Source organism: Pseudomonas sp. AC211, from assembly GCF_979258055.1.
This window is the reverse complement of the sequence record NZ_OZ409830.1, coordinates 1,453,110-1,473,152: the sequence shown is the minus strand read 5'-3', so window position 1 is coordinate 1,473,152 and position 20,043 is coordinate 1,453,110. Positions and strand designations below refer to the sequence as shown.

General features: G+C 54.5%; 13 protein-coding genes, 1 other RNA gene and 6 pseudogenes. 9 read left to right on the top strand and 11 right to left on the bottom strand.

Annotated elements, in window-relative coordinates; all coding sequences use genetic code 11:
- Positions 1–118: 118 nt before the first annotated feature.
- Positions 119–1,496, bottom strand: a pseudogene (gene dnaX / locus ACZZZP_RS07175) (DNA polymerase III subunit gamma/tau); the annotation flags it as partial.
- Between the two features lie 179 nt (positions 1,497–1,675).
- Positions 1,676–2,236: a WG repeat-containing protein gene (locus tag ACZZZP_RS07170; RefSeq protein ID WP_463536938.1), complete on the bottom strand. Its 561-nt coding sequence runs from the start codon at positions 2,234–2,236 to the stop codon at positions 1,676–1,678.
- A gap of 114 nt (positions 2,237–2,350) precedes the next feature.
- On the opposite strand from ACZZZP_RS07170, the gene ACZZZP_RS07165 reads away from it, so the two are divergent.
- Together ACZZZP_RS07165 and ACZZZP_RS07160 are read left to right on the top strand one after the other, a co-directional pair.
- Positions 2,351–3,745, top strand: coding sequence for a DUF1254 domain-containing protein (locus tag ACZZZP_RS07165; protein WP_463382269.1), 1,395 nt, complete (start codon positions 2,351–2,353; stop codon positions 3,743–3,745).
- A 309-nt stretch (positions 3,746–4,054) separates the two neighbouring features.
- Positions 4,055–5,338 (top strand): arsenic transporter, encoded by a 1,284-nt coding sequence (locus ACZZZP_RS07160; RefSeq protein WP_122496927.1) that lies wholly within the window; start codon positions 4,055–4,057, stop codon positions 5,336–5,338.
- 17 nt (positions 5,339–5,355) lie between these two features.
- Here ACZZZP_RS07160 and ACZZZP_RS07155 read toward each other — a convergent pair.
- A pseudogene (locus ACZZZP_RS07155) lies at positions 5,356–5,982 on the bottom strand (endonuclease); the annotation flags it as partial.
- A 534-nt stretch (positions 5,983–6,516) separates the two neighbouring features.
- On the opposite strand from ACZZZP_RS07155, the pseudogene ACZZZP_RS07150 reads away from it, so the two are divergent.
- The 6 genes and pseudogenes from ACZZZP_RS07150 to ACZZZP_RS07125 all read left to right on the top strand — a co-directional run bounded on the left by ACZZZP_RS07150 (position 6,517) and on the right by ACZZZP_RS07125 (position 13,231).
- A pseudogene (locus ACZZZP_RS07150) lies at positions 6,517–7,816 on the top strand (site-specific integrase).
- 875 nt (positions 7,817–8,691) lie between these two features.
- Positions 8,692–9,555, top strand: a complete 864-nt coding sequence (locus ACZZZP_RS07145) for a helix-turn-helix domain-containing protein (RefSeq protein ID WP_463382266.1) — start codon at positions 8,692–8,694, stop codon at positions 9,553–9,555.
- A gap of 443 nt (positions 9,556–9,998) precedes the next feature.
- Positions 9,999–10,271, top strand: a complete 273-nt coding sequence (locus ACZZZP_RS07140) for a hypothetical protein (RefSeq protein WP_463536404.1) — start codon at positions 9,999–10,001, stop codon at positions 10,269–10,271.
- 43 nt (positions 10,272–10,314) lie between these two features.
- Entirely contained in the window at positions 10,315–10,557 is a 243-nt protein-coding gene (locus tag ACZZZP_RS07135) for a hypothetical protein (protein WP_463536403.1), read from the top strand.
- 1,489 nt (positions 10,558–12,046) lie between these two features.
- Positions 12,047–12,668, top strand: a pseudogene (locus ACZZZP_RS07130) (recombinase family protein).
- A gap of 365 nt (positions 12,669–13,033) precedes the next feature.
- Entirely contained in the window at positions 13,034–13,231 is a 198-nt protein-coding gene (locus ACZZZP_RS07125) for a hypothetical protein (protein ID WP_463382262.1), read from the top strand.
- Positions 13,232–14,687: 1,456 nt separating this feature from the next.
- On the opposite strand, the gene ACZZZP_RS07120 is transcribed toward ACZZZP_RS07125, so the two are convergent.
- The 8 genes and pseudogenes from ACZZZP_RS07120 to ACZZZP_RS07085 all read right to left on the bottom strand — a co-directional run bounded on the left by ACZZZP_RS07120 (position 14,688) and on the right by ACZZZP_RS07085 (position 19,480).
- A complete protein-coding gene (locus ACZZZP_RS07120; RefSeq protein ID WP_463536402.1) occupies positions 14,688–15,116 on the bottom strand; it encodes an NACHT domain-containing protein in 429 nt (142 codons plus the stop codon).
- Between the two features lie 10 nt (positions 15,117–15,126).
- Positions 15,127–15,648, bottom strand: a complete 522-nt coding sequence (locus ACZZZP_RS07115) for a hypothetical protein (RefSeq protein ID WP_463536401.1) — start codon at positions 15,646–15,648, stop codon at positions 15,127–15,129.
- A gap of 399 nt (positions 15,649–16,047) precedes the next feature.
- An RNA gene (gene ffs / locus ACZZZP_RS07110) (signal recognition particle sRNA small type) lies at positions 16,048–16,143 on the bottom strand.
- A 125-nt stretch (positions 16,144–16,268) separates the two neighbouring features.
- Positions 16,269–17,702 (bottom strand): PAN domain-containing protein, encoded by a 1,434-nt coding sequence (locus ACZZZP_RS07105; RefSeq protein ID WP_463382259.1) that lies wholly within the window; start codon positions 17,700–17,702, stop codon positions 16,269–16,271.
- Positions 17,703–17,803: 101 nt separating this feature from the next.
- Positions 17,804–18,562, bottom strand: a complete 759-nt coding sequence (locus tag ACZZZP_RS07100; protein WP_463536937.1) for a methyl-accepting chemotaxis protein — start codon at positions 18,560–18,562, stop codon at positions 17,804–17,806.
- A 201-nt stretch (positions 18,563–18,763) separates the two neighbouring features.
- Positions 18,764–19,015: pseudogene (locus tag ACZZZP_RS07095) on the bottom strand (methyl-accepting chemotaxis protein); the annotation flags it as partial.
- 32 nt (positions 19,016–19,047) lie between these two features.
- Positions 19,048–19,317: a hypothetical protein gene (locus ACZZZP_RS07090; protein WP_463536400.1), complete on the bottom strand. Its 270-nt coding sequence runs from the start codon at positions 19,315–19,317 to the stop codon at positions 19,048–19,050.
- Positions 19,265–19,480, bottom strand: a complete 216-nt coding sequence (locus ACZZZP_RS07085; RefSeq protein WP_463536399.1) for a hypothetical protein — start codon at positions 19,478–19,480, stop codon at positions 19,265–19,267. Before ACZZZP_RS07085 ends, ACZZZP_RS07090 begins: the two co-directional genes overlap by 53 nt.
- 259 nt (positions 19,481–19,739) lie before the next feature.
- On the opposite strand from ACZZZP_RS07085, the pseudogene ACZZZP_RS07080 reads away from it, so the two are divergent.
- Positions 19,740–20,019: pseudogene (locus tag ACZZZP_RS07080) on the top strand (HU family DNA-binding protein).
- The last annotated feature ends 24 nt before the right edge of the window (positions 20,020–20,043 follow it).

Below are 20,043 nucleotides of genomic sequence, written 5' to 3'. Positions count from 1 at the left end.
CCGGGCGGCGGCTCGTCGTCATCGTCGTCGCTGACATCGGCCGGCGTGTTGATGACCACGGCGGCTTCAGTTTGCACGGCGACCGGCGCAGGCGCAGGCAGCAACGGCGCCGGGGCGACCTCGGCAGGCACTGCGATGAGTTCGGGAACCGGAACAGGGGCAACGGCCGCAGGTTTTTGCTCTTCCCACGGCAAATCGATGGGGGCAGCCGCTACGGGTTCCGGCTGCGGCTGCGGCGCAACGACCTGGGGCTCAGGGATTGGCGCTGGCGTTGGCGCCACAGGTTCAGGCGCTGCAATAGGTGCAACCGGCGCGGCCATAGCTGCGCCGGCCACTGGGTTAGGTCGGGGATCAGCAGTGGCCTGGCTAATCCCGAGTGGCTTTAGCGCCACCCTCGGCACATCGCCCGTATCCGCCGGGCGGAAGGCCAACATGCGCAGCAGCACCATTTCAAAGCCACCGCGCGGGTCCGGCGCCAGCGGTAAATCGCGGCGGCCGATCAGGCCCATCTGGTAATAGAACTGCACGTCTTCGGCAGGCAATGCCTGAGCCAGCGCCAGCACGCGGTCACGGTCGCCCTGGCCGTTGTCCACCGCTTCGGGCAACGCCTGGGCGATGGCGACACGGTGCAACACGTTAAGAATTTCTGCCAGCACGCCAGCCCAGTCCGGCCCCTGCTCGGCCAGGTGGCGAATGGCTTCGATCAGCGCCCGCGCGTCACCTTCCAGCAGCGCATGCAACACGCCGTACACCTGGCCGTGATCCAGCGTGCCGAGCATGGCGCGCACGTCGGCGGCCAGCACTTTGCCCTCACCAAAGGCGATGGCCTGGTCGGTGAGGCTCATGGCGTCGCGCATCGAACCATCGGCGGCGCGGCCCAGCAACCACAGGGCGTCGTCTTCAAACGGCACCTGTTCCACACCCAAAACGTGAGTCAAATGCTCGACCACGCGCTCAGGCGGCATGTTCTTCAGCGAGAACTGCAGGCAGCGGGAAAGAATGGTAACGGGCAGCTTCTGCGGGTCGGTGGTGGCCAGCAGGAACTTAACGTGGGGTGGCGGCTCTTCGAGGGTTTTCAGCAAGGCATTGAACGAGTGCGACGACAGCATGTGCACTTCGTCGATCAGGTAGACCTTGAAGCGGCCACGGCTGGGCGCGTATTGCACGTTGTCGAGCAGCTCGCGGGTGTCTTCCACCTTGGTGCGGCTGGCGGCGTCGACTTCGATCAGGTCGACAAAGCGGCCTTCATCAATCTCTTTGCACACCGAACAGGTGCCACACGGCGTAGAGCTGATTCCGGTTTCGCAGTTCAGGCACTTGGCAATGATGCGCGCGATGGTGGTTTTGCCCACCCCGCGGGTGCCGGTGAACAGATAGGCGTGGTGCAGGCGCTGGCTGTCCAGCGCGTTGATCAGAGCCTTGAGCACATGGGTCTGGCCGACCATTTCGCGGAACGAGCGCGGACGCCATTTACGTGCAAGAACCTGATAACTCATCGAAAACCGTCGCAACTGGGGGGCAAGAAAAGTGGGGCTAATCCTAGCGGAGCACGGGGCAAATTGCATCCGACTTGGCACACAGCCCGGCAGGTCGTGGCTTAACGCGTTGATATGTCCATTCTCGGTGGCAGCGAGGGGGCGGCCCAATCAAAAAAGCTTCGCGAACAAGCTCGATCCTACAGGGAGGGGCCTAACGCAACGGCTCCACCAGTTTCCCCGATGCGGTCGATAACGCCCCACTTCCCGCCGCCCATTGCCCAATGCCCATCGCCATCGGACGGACCACGACTGCAGCCTTGGCACACCTGGGCGCGGCCTTGTTCGAAGGGCGTGCCCCAGTCGTAGGTGGCTGCAATGACAGGGTTCAGGTTTACGTCGTAATAGCCGACCTTGCCGTTGACCCAGGCGCGTACCAGCCCCTCTTCGAAGTAGTCGGCGCCGTTGTCGAAGGTCAGCACATGCAGAAGCTTGGCCTGGCGGTTGATGTAGTACATCTCGCCGTCGATGCCCACGCTGGCAAGGCCGTTTTTGTCGAAGTCCATGCGTTTGAAATGCTCAGGCGCCAGTTCTACAGCAGTGCCGGTGCGCCGGGCGCAGTGTTCGAATGGGGTCAGGCCTTCGTCGCTATCGCCCGGCGAATAAAAGCACTGCAGCGGCCACTCGGCTGCCTGCGCGCCGCTGATAAAAAGCACAAACACCAGCGCCGAGCGCAAGAGTGCGGCGGGAATGCTAGACATATACACGGAACCCCCTTAACGGAACGCTGCTCTTTATCCCTGATGCCAGGACAGTTCGACAATGGTAGTGCAGCGAATACGTGAAACCGCCCCCATCTGCTACAGGCGCCCTGCATGAAATCACTTGCGTTGTTTGCGCTGTACCTAAGCCTGTCGCTGGGCAGTAGCGCGCAAGCCGAAGTAAAAGTTGAGCCGTTGGAAGCCGAGGCCATTGCCAAAGACGCCTACATTTACGGCTATCCCATGCTTGAGCTGTACAAAACGCTGTATATCCAGGCCGTTGATACCGAAAGCACGGCGTACCAGGCACCGTTCAATCGGGTGTCGCACAACAGCGATGTCTACAACGGCAAAACCACGGCGGTGCAGTCACCCATTGCCGACACCCGTTACTCGTTCGCCTGGCTTGATCTGCGCGCCGAACCCATCGTCATGACCTTGCCGGCAGTGGACAGCAACCGCTACTTCTCGGTGCAACTGACCGATATTTTCACCCACAATTTTGCCTACCTCGGCAGCCGCACCACCGGGCGCAAAGGCGGCCGCTACTTGATCGCGGGACCCGACTGGCAAGGTGCAACGCCGGCAGACGTCGACCAGGTGATCCGCAGCGAAAGCAGCCTTGTGTATGCGCTCTATCGCACCCAACTGTTCGACCCCAGCGATATGGCCAAGATGCGCCGCGTGCAGCAGGGTTACACCCTAAAACCGCTGAGCAGCTTCCTCAAGCTGGAGGCCCGGCCCACGGCGCCAAGACTCGACTGGCCGGTGCCAAGCCCCGACACCACTGCCACGCCGACGGCCTTTCGGCTGATGGATTTTCTGCTGCGCTTTGCACCGCCGCACCCTTCTGAAGTCGGGCTGCGTCGGCGCTTTGCCAATATCGGCATCGACAGCGACCAGCCATTTATCGAAGACCGCCTGACGGCCACGCAATACAAAGCCCTGCAAGCCGGTATCGATGCGGCGCGGGCCGAATTCGCCGCGTTTAAGAGTTCGGAAGTCGACACCGGGTTGATTCCCACCACCGAGCTGTTCGGCGACCGTGAGCATTTGGCCAACAATTACCTGGGCCGTTACGCCGGCGCCGCCGTTGCGCTGTTTGCCGCCTCGGCCGACGAAGCGAACTTCATCGGCTACTTCAACGATGAATACCAACAACCGCTCAACGGCCTGCGCAAGCAATACGCCCTGCACTTTGCCAAGGATCAATTGCCGCCGGTGGATGCGTTCTGGTCGCTGACGCTGTACGACGCCAACACCAAACTGCTGATCGACAACCGCCTGAACCGCTACCTGGTGAACTCGCGAATGCTCAACCGCCTGCAACGCGACCCTGATGGCGGCCTGACGCTGTACCTGCAGCGCCTCACGCCGGGCATCGCGCTTGAAAGCAACTGGCTGCCTGTACCACCAGGGCCGTTCTACGGCGTACTGCGGCTGTACCAACCCCGACCGGAAGTGGCCAACGGCCAATGGAAACCACCGGTGATTACGGTGCAACCGTAGCCGCCGCGCAAAGACAGCAAGCCTGAATTCTGAATGGTCAAACCACCGCCCATGCAGAAATAACGAAAGTTCCCGCCACAACCACCGTCATCCTCGCGAACGCGGGGATCCAGAATTCCGAACCGGACCACGCCTCCAAAAAATCCCGCGCCACCCTGTAGGAGCGGCTTCAGCCGCGATGCCTTTTAGCGCGCCGCCGCTCCCGAACCACGTCTACCACCCAGCCACCCCCGCCCCTCAAACAACGCCGCTTGCGAACCCGCACGAAATACGCTGATATCCCCCACCCGTCCCCGCCCGAGCCGAACCATGCTGACCGCTTTCCTCATCTTCGCCTTCACCATGCTCTTGGTTATCTGGCAGCCCAAAGGCCTCGGCGTCGGTTGGTCGGCGTCGGTCGGCGCGCTGCTGGCGTTGGCGTTTGGCGTGGTCGGGCTGCATGACATTCCCACGGTGTGGGCAATCGTCTGGAACGCCACCGCCACCTTTATTGCCCTGATCGTGATTAGCCTGATTCTCGACGAGGCCGGCTTTTTCGAGTGGGCGGCGCTGCATGTGGCGCGTTGGGCGCGGGGCAATGGCCGGCGACTGTTTGCCTTTACCGTGCTGCTGGGGGCGGCGGTGTCGGGCTTGTTTGCCAACGACGGCGCGGCGCTGATTCTCACGCCCATCGTTATTTCCCTGCTGCTGGCCCTGCGCTTTTCCCCCGCTGCGACCCTGGCATTTGTGATGGCAGCCGGCTTTATCGCCGATACCGCCAGCCTGCCGCTGGTGGTGTCGAACCTGGTGAACATCGTCTCGGCCGACTATTTCAAGCTCAGCTTCAACGACTACGCCGCCGTCATGGTGCCGGTGAACGTGGTCAGCGTGGCCGCCACGCTGGGCGTGCTGTACCTGTTTTTTCGCCGCGACATTCCGCTCGCCTATGCCACCGAAGACCTCAAGCTGCCGGCCGATGCCATTCGTGACCGGCCGACCTTTGCCGTCGGCGTCGGCGTGCTGGTGGTGTTGCTGATCGGCTTGTTTGCGCTGGAACCGCTGGGCATTCCGGTGTGTGTGATCGCCGGCGTTTGCGCCGCCGCGCTGTACGCCGTTGCCGCCCATGGCCACGTGATTCCCACGCGCCGCGTGCTGCGCGACGCACCGTGGCAAATCGTGGTGTTTTCGCTGGGTATGTATTTGGTCGTGTACGGCCTGAAAAACGCCGGCCTTACCGCCTACCTGACGCAACTGCTGAATTATTTTGCCGAACACGGCGTGTGGGCTGCGGCCATGGGCACCGGCGTGACCACGGCGCTGCTGTCATCGGTGATGAACAACCTGCCCAGCGTGCTGATCGGCGCCTTGTCGATTCAAGACTCCGCCGCCGTTGGCGTGGTACGCGAAGCGATGATTTACGCCAACGTCATCGGCTGCGACCTGGGCCCGAAAATCACCCCCATCGGCAGCCTGGCCACTTTGCTATGGCTGCACGTGCTGGCGCGCAAAGGCATTCGCATTACCTGGGGTTATTACTTCAAGGTCGGCATCGTCCTGACCTTGCCGGTGCTGCTGATCACCCTCGCCGCCCTGGCCGTGCGCCTGGGCGGCTGACAGCACTCAAGGCGTGTTCAGCGACACGCCTTGAGGTCGACCTTGCCCACATACGGATTGCCGCGCCCCATCACGCACGCCACCTTTTGGTTGCGCGCCAATTCCCAAGGCTTCACCGGGTACTGCTTATTCCACGCCGCATAAAGCTGCTTGTCCTGCTTGGACAAACGCAGGCCGTAACGCTGGCTCATATAAAAATACGTGCGCGCCACCATGCCGCGCACCTGCGGCCAGGGCATGGCCTTGCGCGCCTTGAAATCCACCACCATCGGGCAGGCGCCGTACTGCGTTGGTTTTTGCGGCAACCAGCCGTAGCCGAAATTGCTGCGGTCGCCGTTCACCTCGCCAACGCTGGGCACCAAATTGTGCAAATCAGCCTCGGCCAGGCGGTAGGTCTGGTCCGAGCGCGCGCAGTTGGAACGTCCACCCTTCTGCCAGCATTGGCGCTGATGCCCTATCACCCACGCCGGCACAATGTGCTCCCACTCCACCCGCGAAGCCCGCTGGGCATTTTTGCGCGGCACGTAGCCGCAGCTTTTCAAATCCACCTTGTTCCCCGAAAACCGACACCCGCAATAGAACTCAACCGGGTTGGAGGCATACAGCTTCCAGCCGGCTTTCTTGGCTTCGGCGAACATTGCGGGGAGCGGCGTGGGAAACATTCAGGGCGAGGGAAAACAGCAGGCACAACAGGAACAAACTACGCGACATCGGGGCGTGTCCTTGGCAGCGAGGGAGAAAGCGAAAGACTGTATGCGCATACAGCTATTTCGTAATCTTCCTACAAAGCTGTAGGACCATTCAATGGTGGCAGATTAGTTTCCCGGCGCTGGATGCGAGACACACACATGCGGGACGACAAACGCGCGCCGGACGGGGCGTATTAACAGGAGAGGAAAACAAGAGAGAAAAACCAGGACTTCAGAAGGAGGCAACCCCACCAGCCACACCCCGGCACACAATGTTCCCGCTGTGGCTGCTTCCTTCCCGGACCTGACCAGGGTGGCATGCAAGCATGCTCGCAGTTCGCTGAAACGCTTACTGTGTATGGGCTGGAGGGTGGTTGCCTATGTTGAGAACCCCACGCTTAAAAGGCGTAGTCACCTATCTCACACTGCCAAAAATTTTGAGGTGTAGTCACCACTGTCACACATAGCAGTCACACATTGGTGTCACACATGGCCTACATCATCCGGCGCGGAGCCCTCTACTACCTAAACCTCCGCCTGCCAAAGCAGCACTCCCGCAGCTGTCACACATTGAGAATGAGTCTGGGCGTGAGAGATAGGAAAACCGCTCTTTTTCATTGCCGCTGAAGTCGCTCGCAAGGTGCATAACCACATCACCAGCCACCCCCTGATTGATCTAAATTCACTACGCTCGCTGTGTATCCAATGGCTAGCCGGGACCCCGACCGTAGAAGCTCGCCTACCCTCTTCGCCCACACCTAAAGCATCTGCCAATGCGCTACTCGCAACCCACAGCACACCTCTGAGTACGCTGGCAAAGCTGTATCTCGAGGAAGGCAAACGAGGTGGCATTTGGAGAACAGTGAGCACTTTCGAAGTGGAGAGGGCCTTGGCCAATTTCTTCGACTTGATGGGTGATATGCCAGCCACTGCCTTTGGGCCAGACCAAGCAAGATTGCTAAAAGACCGACTCAGCCGCTGCCCTCAATACTTCGACCTCAAGCCAGAGTTCAAAGGAGAGACGCTGCGGCAGGTGATCGACTCGGGAAGGAAATACCAAGCGATAACCTCCGTCACCGTTAACAACCGCTTGCGCAAACAGACAGCCTTCCTCAACTGGTGCAAGAGCAACGGATACATAACCGAAAACCCGCTTTCAGGATTGAGGGTGATGACGGGAGCAGTGAAAGACGCCCGCATTTCGTTTGCGCCTGAAGACCTAAGCAAGCTGCTCAATTTGGCAAGCCTCAAGCAGGAAGCCAAGAAACACCCTTGGAGGTATTGGCTTCCTCTGATTGCTCGTTTCACTGGCTGCCGATTGGAGGAAATCTGTCAGCTCCACATTGATGACCTGATCGAGGTACAGGGCATCCAGTGCATACGTGTGGATGACAAGTTTGATGGCCAGAGACTAAAGACTGAATCGAGTCGGAGAATGCTCCCTATACATAGCGAACTAGTACAGCTCGGACTGCTCGATTACGCCCAGTCACGAAGGACCACCGGCGAAGTCAGGCTGTTTCCTGAATTAGTTCGGGTGCGGGACAAGCTTGGACACGCCCCGTCGAAGTGGTTCGGCAAATACAAGCTTAGACATGGCATTGGTGATCCACGGAAAACTTTTCACAGCTTCAGGCACACATTCATTGATGACCTGCGCGATGCTGAGGTACAGGACTCACTGATCAAACGCATGGTCGGACATGAAGACAGCTCCGTGACATTCGGCATATATGGTAGTAGAGCACTGACTAAAGCGATGAGCGAGGCTATAAATAGACTGAATTAGCATCGGAAAACAATTGATAGAACAGGTGGAAACAACGTTGCGTTCTCGCTTCCTTCGCCTATAAAAACATGCTCCCCCATCATAAAGCCCCGAGTTTACGGGGCAGACACCTCACAATGTTTAACTGGCCATTTTCTCCCTCGCATATATCAGCCGGAAAGGTCATTTTTACGCACGAAGCTATATACCAGCTACCTACATACCAATATTTACTATACGCCTCTATAAAGACCTCATAGAGCCGTATAAATGCACTTTTAGGTTTGGGTATGACCGATATTTGATAGTAGAAAGAAGTTTACGGATTTCTTTTAAAATAAAATAAAAAAGTTGTTGCTTTAGTGATTTAATTGTGAGTTGCCTATTGACACGAAGCACTTTTCATGGTAAGATGGGCTTGGATTGGTAGAACTTTTGCCTGTTTAAAAAAACACCATTTCAGTTGCTTCATGTCGTCGCGACTGGAATGCAGAAGCTTAACTTGCTGACTCCTAGTTAAGCTTCTCCCTGTAAGCCCGAGAATGGGAGAGTTCAACGGCTTACGCTACTAGAGAGGCCACTCTCTAGTCAGTATCCTGTGTAAGTGCTGCACGACCTTAAGGGGCTTAAATGCCCCTTTTTGTTGTCCAGCAATCCTTACCGTCTCATATTAAGGAGGCCATATGGCTCTCGTTAGACAGTGCATGCAATGTGCACAACCGTTCAAAATGGTCCGCAATACAAAGCGCTACTGCTCCAATGCGTGCAAGCACAAAACAGTACAAGGCGACAAGGAAGCAGGCGTCTTAATGCCGCTTCGAATTATTCGCTCTAAATAAACGCAAAACTTAACGAGGCACAAGCCTATGAAGTAATTACAACAAGGAGAACCATCGATGACAAGTGCACTTATCTCTAAATCGTTATCCGATACAGAACCACACACATCACCCAATCTTCTTTCACCAGCAGAACTCGAAGTTTTGAGTGCGCGCTTTTCAGTAAATGCTGACCAGTGGCTTACCGACAATACACCCGTATTCAAGGTCAAGGAAAACCGCGAACCGAAGGGCGAGCAAGGACGAAAACCGAAAATAATCAATAATCCGTTTTACGGTTTCCTCGGCGCCCTGACGTATTGGGGACGCTATCCTGCGTTTGCTATGGATATTATTGAGGGCATAGCACGGCTCGACTGGCATGACCAACCTATTGAAACTGGCGGCAGGTCGATACCGCTGTCTGTAGGTAGACTAGCCCTGATTCTTGAGACAGTTAAAATTGTCACCAATGAAACCGTGGAGAACTTGCTGCGACTGAGGGAAAGGCATGCTAGACGTTATGTCAAAGCAATCGAGCTGATCATTCCGAGAATGATGGCTTGTCGCCCCCAATCACTAATCAGTGAGATGGAGGATGTTAGGCAAGAACCGAAACCTTGTGAATGGGATGACTGTGATGAGATGCGCGCTCCAAGTTATCAAGAGCAATTCGATCTAGAGAACGGCCTTCGAACCCTGACTCAGTTTCGCACTGCGGAAGAGTACGAGGAAGAGTGGTCAGTAGATTGCCGTCATTCCCCTGCGGTCATACAACTACCAACCAGAAAATTGCACACAAAGAAGCCGGACGTGTTGGAAATGCTGTTAAAAAACGTAGCAGTAAAAGCCATTGAGCGAAGCACCGGCGTCTCAGCAAAGACTATTAGGAAGTGGCGAGACGAGATGCAGGCAATGGTGACAGATTTGCAGGTGGCGTGAGGCGCTTGGCTTTCATGTATAACGGGGGGGGAGTAATTCGGCCGCATATATAATAACACCATGGTTAATTGCCACGGATCATAACAGCCACTACGTGGCCAGACAGGCTAAGTAGTACTTGAAGTCGTTCGGGCTAGGAATGCAGGCCATACAGGCCCCTAGCCCAAATAGCTTCTTTCTCAAGCCGCTAGCGGCCAATTACAAGCCATACAGGCCAGCTAGCCAAATGTTTCTTGCTCTAGCCGCTAGCGGCCTTTGAAAAGCTATACGATAACAAGTCTATTAAGAGCAACAGCTTAATGGCGCTAGGGGCCTTACTGGCCTTCCTACCTAGCGCTCTAATGGCCGCTAGCGGCTTATCAATAGTACTCCTGCTTTTAATCGTATCGCTTTCAAACGAATCGTTGAGCTCCGTTTAGGAGCCACCATACATATCTTCGGATATGCGTATCGGCGTCCGCCGTTACACACACACGCAGCTTGCTGCACACATCAGCGACTGCCCGGTCGCCAACACAACACAGGAAATTAACAATATGAGTAATATCTACGGAACATTCGTGCCTGAAGTATTTGACCAGAAAGAACTTCAGAAACGAATCAGCAAAACACACAGCAAGCACAATCCATATGTAATGTTAGAAAGTTATGATTTCTTAGACTTCATTACTGAACTTCGAAATTTTGAATCAGCGGGGGTTTGTTTTGGATGCTGAGTTCTTGCCTATGGTATCGCCTCTAATGACTGGATGTCAGTTCATGGCTAGATTCGTGAAGCCTGCAAAGCTTATCAAATCAGAATTGGCTGAGATTTCTGCAAAGGTGAATGTTGCATATACAACCTATCTTGAAGCCGAAGCACGACGCAGCGTTGATCTGATGGCTAACAGATTGATTTCAGAGGCTGAGGAGCGTGACGCTAAGGCCATTGAAGCAGACCGGGCGGACAAACTAGCCGCTGCGAGAATTCAAGCTGCTGAGATTCTTGGGGTGTCGGTATGACTGTCGCCGAGAGCTTAATGAAGATGAAGCGTCTGCCCAAACGACCAGCCGAAAGCACCTGTACAGACAACCCTGTGGAAGCGGCTGAGGATTCTCATTCTCCAACTAAGCGACTGGAAGAGTTGACAGCGTGGCTAGCGAACAGGGGCGAACCGGCGCCGAAGGGCGCTAATGCTGAAGACGTAATATCCGATCCTGTGGAAGCGTCCGTTCACCGCTTCCTGAAAAAGCGAGGAAGTTCGCAAGGGAAAGCGGAAACCTCGGAAATCTTTTCGGGAGTAAAGGTTGATGAGGGCGGGCCAAAACCTATGAGTTAGAACCTGAAGCGTTTCAAAAAATATGCGAAAGCACTGATCCAGCTCACTATCGCTAATAACGCAAGCAGCGAAACCTGTACGGTCAACGTGAAGTTGGCTTCAGCGCGGGCATATACGAAAAGAGATGCTAGCAGTGCAATCAATATCGGTCCAAGCAGGATGGCAGCAGCTCGATTTGGCTAAGGACGTGCACCCCCAACGGAATTTCAAATCCGCCCACAACGGCAATCGTGCTGCGTGGTACTCCTGCCATACCTCATCACAAGCCACCTTCCGTTGCTGCTTTTCCTGCTCGGAAACCTGAAAAGCTTCACCGGAGGTAGCTGCCCGAATACGCAGGTCTGCTACTACGGCTTGTTGATATTGGAGCAGACTCTGAGAGGTTTCAGTGACCGAACCTCTGGAGACGATCATGTCCCGAAGCTTGCGGAGCCTATCTGCCGATCCGTATTGGGCAATTGTCGACCAAGCATAGCCGGGGCCTACGATCTGAAACTCGATCTGGCGCGTGTCCACCGTACGTATATCGGTTTTGACTTCGTTTTTGCGGGTAGCAAGTGCTCCGGCAGCCGCACCCAATGGACCTAGGAGTAGCCCGCCAACGACTGCGCCTCCTAAACCGCTCTTCTGCTTACTACTAACATCGCTTACATGGCTTAGGCTGCCATGCTCCACTAACTGAGCAGATGCCCCCACGAATCGGACCGCTGAAGCCGGGAAACTCTAACCAAAATTCGTAGATACGTATGGGACCACCTCAGCGCCTAGAAGTACGCCTCGACCAGACTCAAGTTCTTTAGAGCGAATTAAAGCTCCCTCGGAGTTCTTTGCGTAGAGCATCAACGGACGAACGATTTTTTTCGCTCTGAGCGGTAGACTCCCTCAGCAGCTGCCGGTTGCTCTCCAACCTATTTCGCAACAACACAGCCGAATCTTGACGTAACTCGATTTCGTGACCGTCCTTCATGCTTTCGCCCTCGCTAGCCATCAATAAAGGCAGATTGCCATCCTCTGTAGCGGGAAGACAAGTCATCAACAATTTACCTATCAAAGCACTCTACTTCTTTGGTAGTCGTATAGCCGCCTGTCGACAGCTATCAAATAACTATCGACGATAGCTTAATGATCGCATTATCATAGAGCCATCAAACGATAGGCTAAAGGATAGCAGCATGAACACCCACCTCTATCTCCGAGCATCAACCAAAGATCAGGACGCAAACCGAGCGCGTCAATTGCTGGAACAGTTTGCTTCTGAACACGGGTTGGTAGTGGCTGGCGTGTATGCCGAGAACATTTCAGGCACCAAGCTGGAACGTCCTGAGCTTACCCACCTCCTCAGCAACTCAGAAAAAGGTGATGTTTTGTTGGTTGAGTCGGTTGACCGTCTTTCTCGTCTTTCTCAAGGCGACTGGGCAAACCTCAAGGCTACTATTCAAGCTAAAGGATTGCGTTTAGTAGTTGTGGACCTTCCCACCAGCCACCAATTGATCGACGACAACGGCATTACTGGGCAGATCATGCAGGTTATCAATTCAATGTTGATTGACCTTATGGCTACCATGGCAAGACTCGATCAAGAGAAGCGCGTTGAGCGTATCCGTCAGGATTGAAAACAAGAAGGCTGTTGAGCCGGACTGGAAACCAACAGGCAAAAGCAAGGACTTGGCAAAGTGGGAAGAGGTTAAAAAACTGATGCGTGACCATCCGACGATGTCCGCAGACAAGATCGCCAAGCTTTCTGATGTAGGTGTGGCTACCGTGTACCGTATCAAGCGCGAAAGCAAAGCCTAACCCTTTCCATACCTGCTGCCCGAACGGCTCTTACAGTGTACGGATGGCGTCTCATACACCGTCAAAAATACAGTGCGATATTCGAGAAAATGGTCGGCCTAAGGCTGGCCATATTGTGCCTGTTAGGACCATCTGAGAGCGAACCGATATTCCTCTCCCAGTGATAGCGCCCACGCGCATAAAGTCGCGGTTTTCAGCGGGCGGGCAGGAAGTTTTTGATGGCTAAATGTACTGATGTGCGACAAGCGCGTGGCAGACACGTCGCCCCCTGATTGCTATGCTCACCGCTTCGCTTCAAGTCTAAGGGAGGGCCAGCGGGAGTGGAGACTAAAATCAGCTATATGCGCAATGGCCAAGAGCATTCCGTGAATATCGAAACACGGCTGGTGCCCAACCCTCTCGCCGTTAAATTTGTGGTTATCGAACGTGAGCTTGGCGATCACAAAGACCTATTGGCGCAAGAAGAATCCGTGTTCCTTGATGACCTTTTGGCTCGCATGGGAATTGAGATTACAGACGTATCACGCAGCGGCTCGTCGAAGTTTCCCCACGAAGATAGCTGACACGAACCCCTTCCGAAGCGGGGTTCTTTCACAATACTCTATCTTTTAGGAGCAAACCGCGCAGCCGGTTGTAGCCTTGCATCCCGTTGAGACCGAGCCTTCTATAATTGAGGCCCACCATAAACTCTAGAAAACAGTAAATTTTTTACCAACTCATTTTGAAGTAAAGCTCTCTCTAACAGCAGCTTTGGACGCAGACCACAGAGTGGGAAAGTATCTACAGGAACCCCTTATAAAAGCCAGCATGGTAGAAAGATAGCGAATTCTGTAAAAATTTGAACTTCTGAGTCCATCGCTATTATTTTTATCTCTAGAGTTAAAGCCACCGAATAGTTCGGCGATTAAAAAATTCCAAAGACTATTCATAATAGAAGCATCAATACTGTTAATCTGAGCAATTCGCACGGAGTTTTCAGAGGCTCCATACGTTGCGAAAATTTTAACTGCTTTTGATCCTCAGGCATACTGATCCGCTTACGCATTCAAAAATTAGATTTTCACTTGCATACCGCAAGACTCCACAGTTTCTTCAATCCAGAAACGCAACACATCACACACGGCCACTTCCAAGCAACAAACTAGTTAAATCTTTTTTCTTTTTTATCATGCTTTTTCTTCAAAGCATCTAACTTCATTTTCGCGTAGATCCATAACAGATCAGAAACTTGAGTTGTACCGGCTTTAGTGAGCCTATTCTTTGTAGCGGCGGAGAGCTTCTCCAAATCCAAATCCAAAACCGCCTGTTCGTCTGCGGATGCATAAAATATCTAAACGCAGAAGCTCGTCACACTCACTCCAAATCATGAGACAGCATTTTTTTATGCTTTTTTGTAGACTTTCGAAAGTTCTTGACCATACAAGCGACTAACGATGTATATGAAATGGGTATCATCGCTCTGATCGTCGTGAGAATCGATAGGCAATAGATTGCTTATCGCCTCTATGGATTGAAGCAAAAATTGATTGATAAAATTTTATGAGTCTGGCTAAGCGACCTTCATTCGTAGAGGGAAAGGCATCGCACGCCACCAAAAAGTTTTTCAACCTCGGAATGAATCCATTCTTGCTCCAAGGACATCGCTGGTTCATATCCATAATCATGGAGATGACAAGATCGCGATCATTGACAAAAGCAATTTTCTCGAAAATTTCAAATTTGCTTCCAGAAGATAAATTGACAAGAAACAAAAGCTGCAAAATATTCCTGAAAAAGACCTGTGAAGGTAAATGCGAAGCCAATGCCATCTCTTTGCATTATGCGAGACACTATCAAGAAAGATCATTCAGGAAGAGCTCCGGGGTAGTCTTAATACCGCTTACCTGTACAGCTTTCTTTAAAAACTTAGATATTTCTGCTTCAGAAAAATAATATTTCTTATCTGAGTATCTCAGTACACAAAACGCCGATAAAACGCGCTTAAACTCATCCAACGGAAGCCCTGAAAAAGACTTTCTCTTATATAAAGCTTTTCAATGAGTCGTGCTTGTTAAAAAGCGTCAAAAAAGCTTGCTCGTAAAACAAATGTATCTTATTAGGAATTTCTGCAATCTGTTCGTACGTGAGAAGCATCATAGTCAACAACAAAGGATTGCTAGCAAAACTTTGATGCTTGTCATAAAGCTCCGACTCCAGAGCAGCCAGAAATTTATCCCTTACTAAATTATCGTATTCCAGCTTTTTTATAAGCGCTGTGGATTTAGCTTTATCCAGAGGAAGAACCTCATAAGTATAAAACTCCTCCCAAGAATAAAATCTCTTATCAGGCCTACTTGAAACCACGATCATAACTTTATGATAAGTTGTTGAGATGCGCATAAGCTCACGCTCATAGGCCTCCCTTTTCTCGCCATCTATCTCGTCAAACCCATCGAATATCAGAAGCAATCTTCCTCAATCAGAAAAAGGCGTACTCAAATTGCCCAGAGGTGAAACTTGGCTCGATGTCACTCAGCACCCCGATGATATATTGTTCTAACGAGCAACCTGCCGAACTGTTTAGATGTCGCAATTCTACGAAAATTGGAATTATATCCGTAGGATTTTCCACCAACTCCACAAATATACTTTTGCAAAACGTCGACTTGCCAGAACCGACCGTACCGCTAATCACTATGCGTCGATTTTTTTTTAATATGATCAATAAATCGATCTTCACTAATTTTTTTTCTGCATCCAAACTAAGATCAGTTCTTACATAAAAATCCTTAATACTTACTGGCTTCTCGCGATACAAAAGAGTCTTTGTTTTTGAATATCTCTCATAACTACGCTCCAAGTAAGCGGAAAAGCACTTATTGAGAATGACCTTAAGTTTCTCAAGCGCATCTCTCCCTAAACTATACGCACCACTAAGAATCGGCTTGGTGGCTTCTTTAACCAGCGCTGTAATTGCTGACCCTATAGCTGCGTCAATCATCGACATCGTTCCTTGACTTTATCGTTATAAATTCAAAATATATGATTGTGGAAGAATCAAGCTTCATATTTCCCATTTATGCTAGTTGGGGCCAACAGATTATTCCACGTGTCAGCCCAAATGAGCCACAGCTATGGAATGACCAAACGCAAATATTTTGCACACGTAAACCGCTGGCTATTCAACACCATGCGAAAACGCGTAACGGAGCGGCGGAGGCGGAAGCTGAGCTGGTTAAAAAATTTCTTAGCTAGGAAATAGCGGTCGAAGATTTTTTTTATAGCGCTCGATGTATGCTTCGAAGTGGAACACACTAGTGTTCTACACAGGTGTCACACATCGAGATTTTTAGCAAGAAAATAAGTCTTTAAAAACATAGACTTAGAGATAGGAGGCAACCCCCACCAGCCACACCCCGGCACACAATGTTCCCGCTGTGGCTGCTTCCTTCCGACCTGACCAGGTTAACGGGTAATCGTTGCGGGGGGACCGATGGGGGGGTCACCATAACGCGTGCCTTCAAGGCTGAAGGCCGCGCCATTGTACCGGCTTGTTTGGAACTTACAACCGCCTCGTGCGGTTTAAAAACGCATCCACTACAAGCACTTGCGATGCACGGCTTAGAGTCCGCAGCCGGGGTATTTTTTCCCGGCGGTGGCGTTCGGCAGGCCGAGGAAGTCGAGGACGTGCGGCGTCACGCCATCCACTTGCAACAGCGGGGTGGCGCTCAGGTCGCCGACGCAGTACGCGGTTTTGCCGGGGTTCTGGTAGCTGTTGTTGAGGATCAGGATGGTGCTGCGCTCGCCCGCGCTCTGGCCACCGTGACCGCTACCAGTGCCGCCATGATCGGAGGCAACCACAATCAGCCATTCTTCGTTGGCGTAGTTCGGACGCGCAGCAAGGGTGTCGAGCACTTGTTGAATTTGCGCATCTTCGCCACGGATTTTGCTCTGGTAGAACGCGTTCAACGGCTCGTAGCTGGCGGCGTGAATGTCGACGTTGTGCAGGTAGTAGAAAATCGCGGTCGGCGGGTTCTTCCACCCAAGCCAGCCCTTCACGGTGTCGGTGGCCTGCTGGGAATTCTTCGCGCTGTTGGCGACCACAAAGTCAGCGCCTACGGGCTTCAAGTTATGGGTGATGTTGAACCAGTCGCCCACCACGCCAACGGTTGCGGTCGGGTACTGCTGCTTCAGCAGGTCGAACACGTGCGGCTTGAGCATGGGCAGGTCGGTGGCGTTGCTGGTTACGCCATGGGCGCTGGCCCAGAACCCGGTGAAGGCGGTGGCCCAACCAGGGCCGCTGAAGGTGTCTTGCACGCCGCCAGCCAATACGTTGCGGTGAAACGCGCCACCATCAGCCAACGCACTGAGGGCCGGCGTGGCCGCGCAGCCCGGGCAGAACAAGGCATCGCCACGCAGGCCATCCATGCCAATAAACAACACGTGTTTGTTGCCGGGCACCGGGTTGGCGACGCCCTCGCCAGCTACCAGAAAATAGTGGTCGTACGGGTTGCCGGTGTAGTTAGTTTTCAGCCCGCCGACGTCGCTGGCGCGTTTGTCGCTGAGGTCGCAGGCGCTGGCGGTTTTGTTGAAGTCGAAGGATTTGCACCAGCTGCTGCGGCTGGCATCGGTGCAGGCGGTTGCGCAGTCTTTAGGCGTGACGTTTTTCAGATTCTCAACGTTGTAGCCGGAAATGGCGGCGTTGGTGACGCGCGAGAAATTTACCAGCGGGTCTGGCTTGAGCGAGTAGTGGTCGTAGGGGTTGCCGCTGTAGTCGGTTTTCAGCCCGCCCACATCGCTGGCGCGTTTGTCGCTGAGGTCGCAGGCGCTGGTGGTTCGGTTGAAGTCGAACGACACGCACCAGCCGGCGCGATCCGTGCTTTCGCACGCATCGGCGCATTGCTGCGGGGTGACGCCTGTCAGGTTCTCGCGGTTGTAGCCGGAAATGGCTGCGTTGGGTGTCAGGGTGAAATCAGCCAGCCCGCTGGCGTGGACAGCGGGTGCCAGCCAGGCGGCGGCGAGGGTTAAGGTCAGGCGCAGAAAGACAGGTTTCATGGCGGTTCCGTGGCGATGAAGGAGCTCGCACGGTAGAAAAGCCAGATGACCGGGACGCTATCAAATCCATACGTAAATTAACGGTTAAGTATTGAGCGCAGCTATGCCAACTGTGCTGTGGAGCCGCCAAGGTGGCTCCTACCAAAGGATCGCGCTAGACGCGGAAGCTGCCGACCAATTTCGCCAACCCCGAAGACAACTCCGACAACCGCTGACTCGCCTCGGTGCTTCGCTCCGAGGTGCTGGCCCACTTCGTTGGACAGTTCGCGAATGTCGCTGATGTTGCGGGCGATTTCTTCGGTGACGCTGCTCTGCTCTTCGCAAGCGGTGGCGATTTGCGCGGCCATGTCGTTGATGCGTCCGACCGAGTCGCTGGATTCGGACAAAATCTGGTCGACACCCGCCGCGCGGTCGACGCTGTCGCGCGCTTTGATGCTGCCCGAGTCCATCGCCTTCACGGCGTTCTGCACGCCCACCTGCAAGCGTTCGATCATGTTCTGAATGTCTTTGGTCGAGTCTTGCGTGCGGGCAGCCAGGGCGCGCACTTCATCAGCGACCACGGCAAAACCGCGCCCCTGCTCCCCTGCCCGCGCGGCTTCGATAGCAGCGTTCAGCGCGAGTAAGTTGGTCTGTTCGGCGATGCCTTTGATCACCGCCAGCACCGCGCCGATGTTGGCGGTTTCCTGTTCAAGGGTCTGGATGGTGCCGGAAGCGCTTTCCACCTCCTGGGCCAGCTGGCGCATGGCGCTAATGGTCGCGCCGACCACCTGAGCGCCTTCGCGCGATTGCACTTCGGCAGTACGCGCGGCGTCAGCGGCGTTCTGGGCGTTGCGCGCGACTTCATTGACCGCTGCGCTCATTTCGGTGGCGGCGGTGCTGACCTGGTCGACGGCGGCGTGTTCGCTGCTGATCAAGCGATCGTTGGCGGCGGCCATGCCGGCCAGGTTTTGCGCGGAGGCAGCCACTTCGCCGGTGACGCGGCCAACCTCTTTGATCAGCGGCTGTAGCTTGTCGAGGAAGCGGTTGAACGCCGCGCTTAGCTGGCCCAACTCGTCACGGGACAACACGTCCAGGCGCACGCGCAAATCGCCGTCGCCATCGGCGATCTGTTCGATGCGGTGCAGCAGGTTTTCCAGAGGACGGGTCACCAGAATCGGGAAGCCCACCACCAGAATCAGGCACACCAGCAGGCCGAACGCGACGATGCCGCCTTGCTGCCAACTGAGCTCTTTACCTTGGGTGATGGCGGCGGTGCCTTCAGCATTGGCGGCGGCATCTTCCAGCTCGCCGAGCTTGTCGATGGCGTCACGCATGGCTTCGAACTGCGTTTCACTGGTGCCAAAACTCAGCGCGCTGGCGGCGTCGAGGGTCGCTGCCTGCGCTGCACGACATTGAGCGAGGTGGCCTTCCATGTCGCATAACCCTGGTCGAACTGGGCGACCAAGGCTTGGGCCTCGGGGCTGGGGTCCATGGCGGCGTATTTATGCACGCGGTCGTAAGCCTGCTGCATGTTCTCGCCATGGGAGGTTTTCAGCCCGGCGATGTGCTCGCCGGCGGCTTCATCAAGCGAAGCTGCGTTCGGCCACGAATGCTTGATACAGATCGCGGTCGGCATTGAGCAACAAGCTGATGGCGGGCAGATAACGGTTGGTCAGTTTGCCGCTGGAATCGGCGACCTGAGTAATGCCTCGCACCCCCAGCACGCCCATCAGTACCAGCAGCACCGCCAGCACCAGAATGGGCAGGGCAATTTTCCAGCGGAAACCCGAAGTCGGCAAACACGCGCAGCATGATGATTCTCAAGCGACAGAACAACTCTTTGCAAGCGTAGACGCTCGCCGCGTTTTTATCGGGCGCGTTGGAGGCATTCTGAGATCACCGCCGCACACCACGCTTGTGAGGCTATCGGCCAGCCGTGGCGGCGCCTGAAGGTCGCAGGGAAAAATGCCCGAGGTGCCTGATCGGCCAAGGCTTTTGTGCTAGCGTGCCGGCTTTCGCGCAGCACCCTTTCCGTAATCGTTTAAAGGAACAGCCAGCATGGCCATGAGCAAAGACCAGTTGATCACCGATATCGCCGAAGCCACCGACGCCTCCAAGGCGACCGTGCGCGCCGTGTTGGAGCAACTGAGCGAGATCGTCAGCGACGCGCTCGAGAACTACGACGAAATCACCCTGCCGGGCATTGGCAAACTGAAAGTCGCCGACCGCCCCTGCCCGCACCGGCCGCAACCCGCAGACCGGCAAGGCGATCGAAATTGCCGCGAAGAAAGTCATCAAATACGTGCCGGCCAAGGCATTGAATGACGCGATTAATTGAGGATTGGCTGAACAGCATCGCGGC

Coding starts and splice junctions, on each gene's coding strand:
- ACZZZP_RS07170 (WP_463536938.1), bottom strand. CDS start 2,236: ATGTCTAGCATTCCCGCCGCACTCTTGCGCTCGGCGCTGGTGTTTGTG.
- ACZZZP_RS07165 (WP_463382269.1), top strand. CDS start 2,351: ATGAAATCACTTGCGTTGTTTGCGCTGTACCTAAGCCTGTCGCTGGGC.
- ACZZZP_RS07160 (WP_122496927.1), top strand. CDS start 4,055: ATGCTGACCGCTTTCCTCATCTTCGCCTTCACCATGCTCTTGGTTATC.
- ACZZZP_RS07145 (WP_463382266.1), top strand. CDS start 8,692: ATGACAAGTGCACTTATCTCTAAATCGTTATCCGATACAGAACCACAC.
- ACZZZP_RS07140 (WP_463536404.1), top strand. CDS start 9,999: ATGCGTATCGGCGTCCGCCGTTACACACACACGCAGCTTGCTGCACAC.
- ACZZZP_RS07135 (WP_463536403.1), top strand. CDS start 10,315: ATGGCTAGATTCGTGAAGCCTGCAAAGCTTATCAAATCAGAATTGGCT.
- ACZZZP_RS07115 (WP_463536401.1), bottom strand. CDS start 15,648: ATGATTGACGCAGCTATAGGGTCAGCAATTACAGCGCTGGTTAAAGAA.
- ACZZZP_RS07105 (WP_463382259.1), bottom strand. CDS start 17,702: ATGAAACCTGTCTTTCTGCGCCTGACCTTAACCCTCGCCGCCGCCTGG.
- ACZZZP_RS07100 (WP_463536937.1), bottom strand. CDS start 18,562: ATGAGCGCAGCGGTCAATGAAGTCGCGCGCAACGCCCAGAACGCCGCT.
- ACZZZP_RS07090 (WP_463536400.1), bottom strand. CDS start 19,317: ATGCCGACCGCGATCTGTATCAAGCATTCGTGGCCGAACGCAGCTTCG.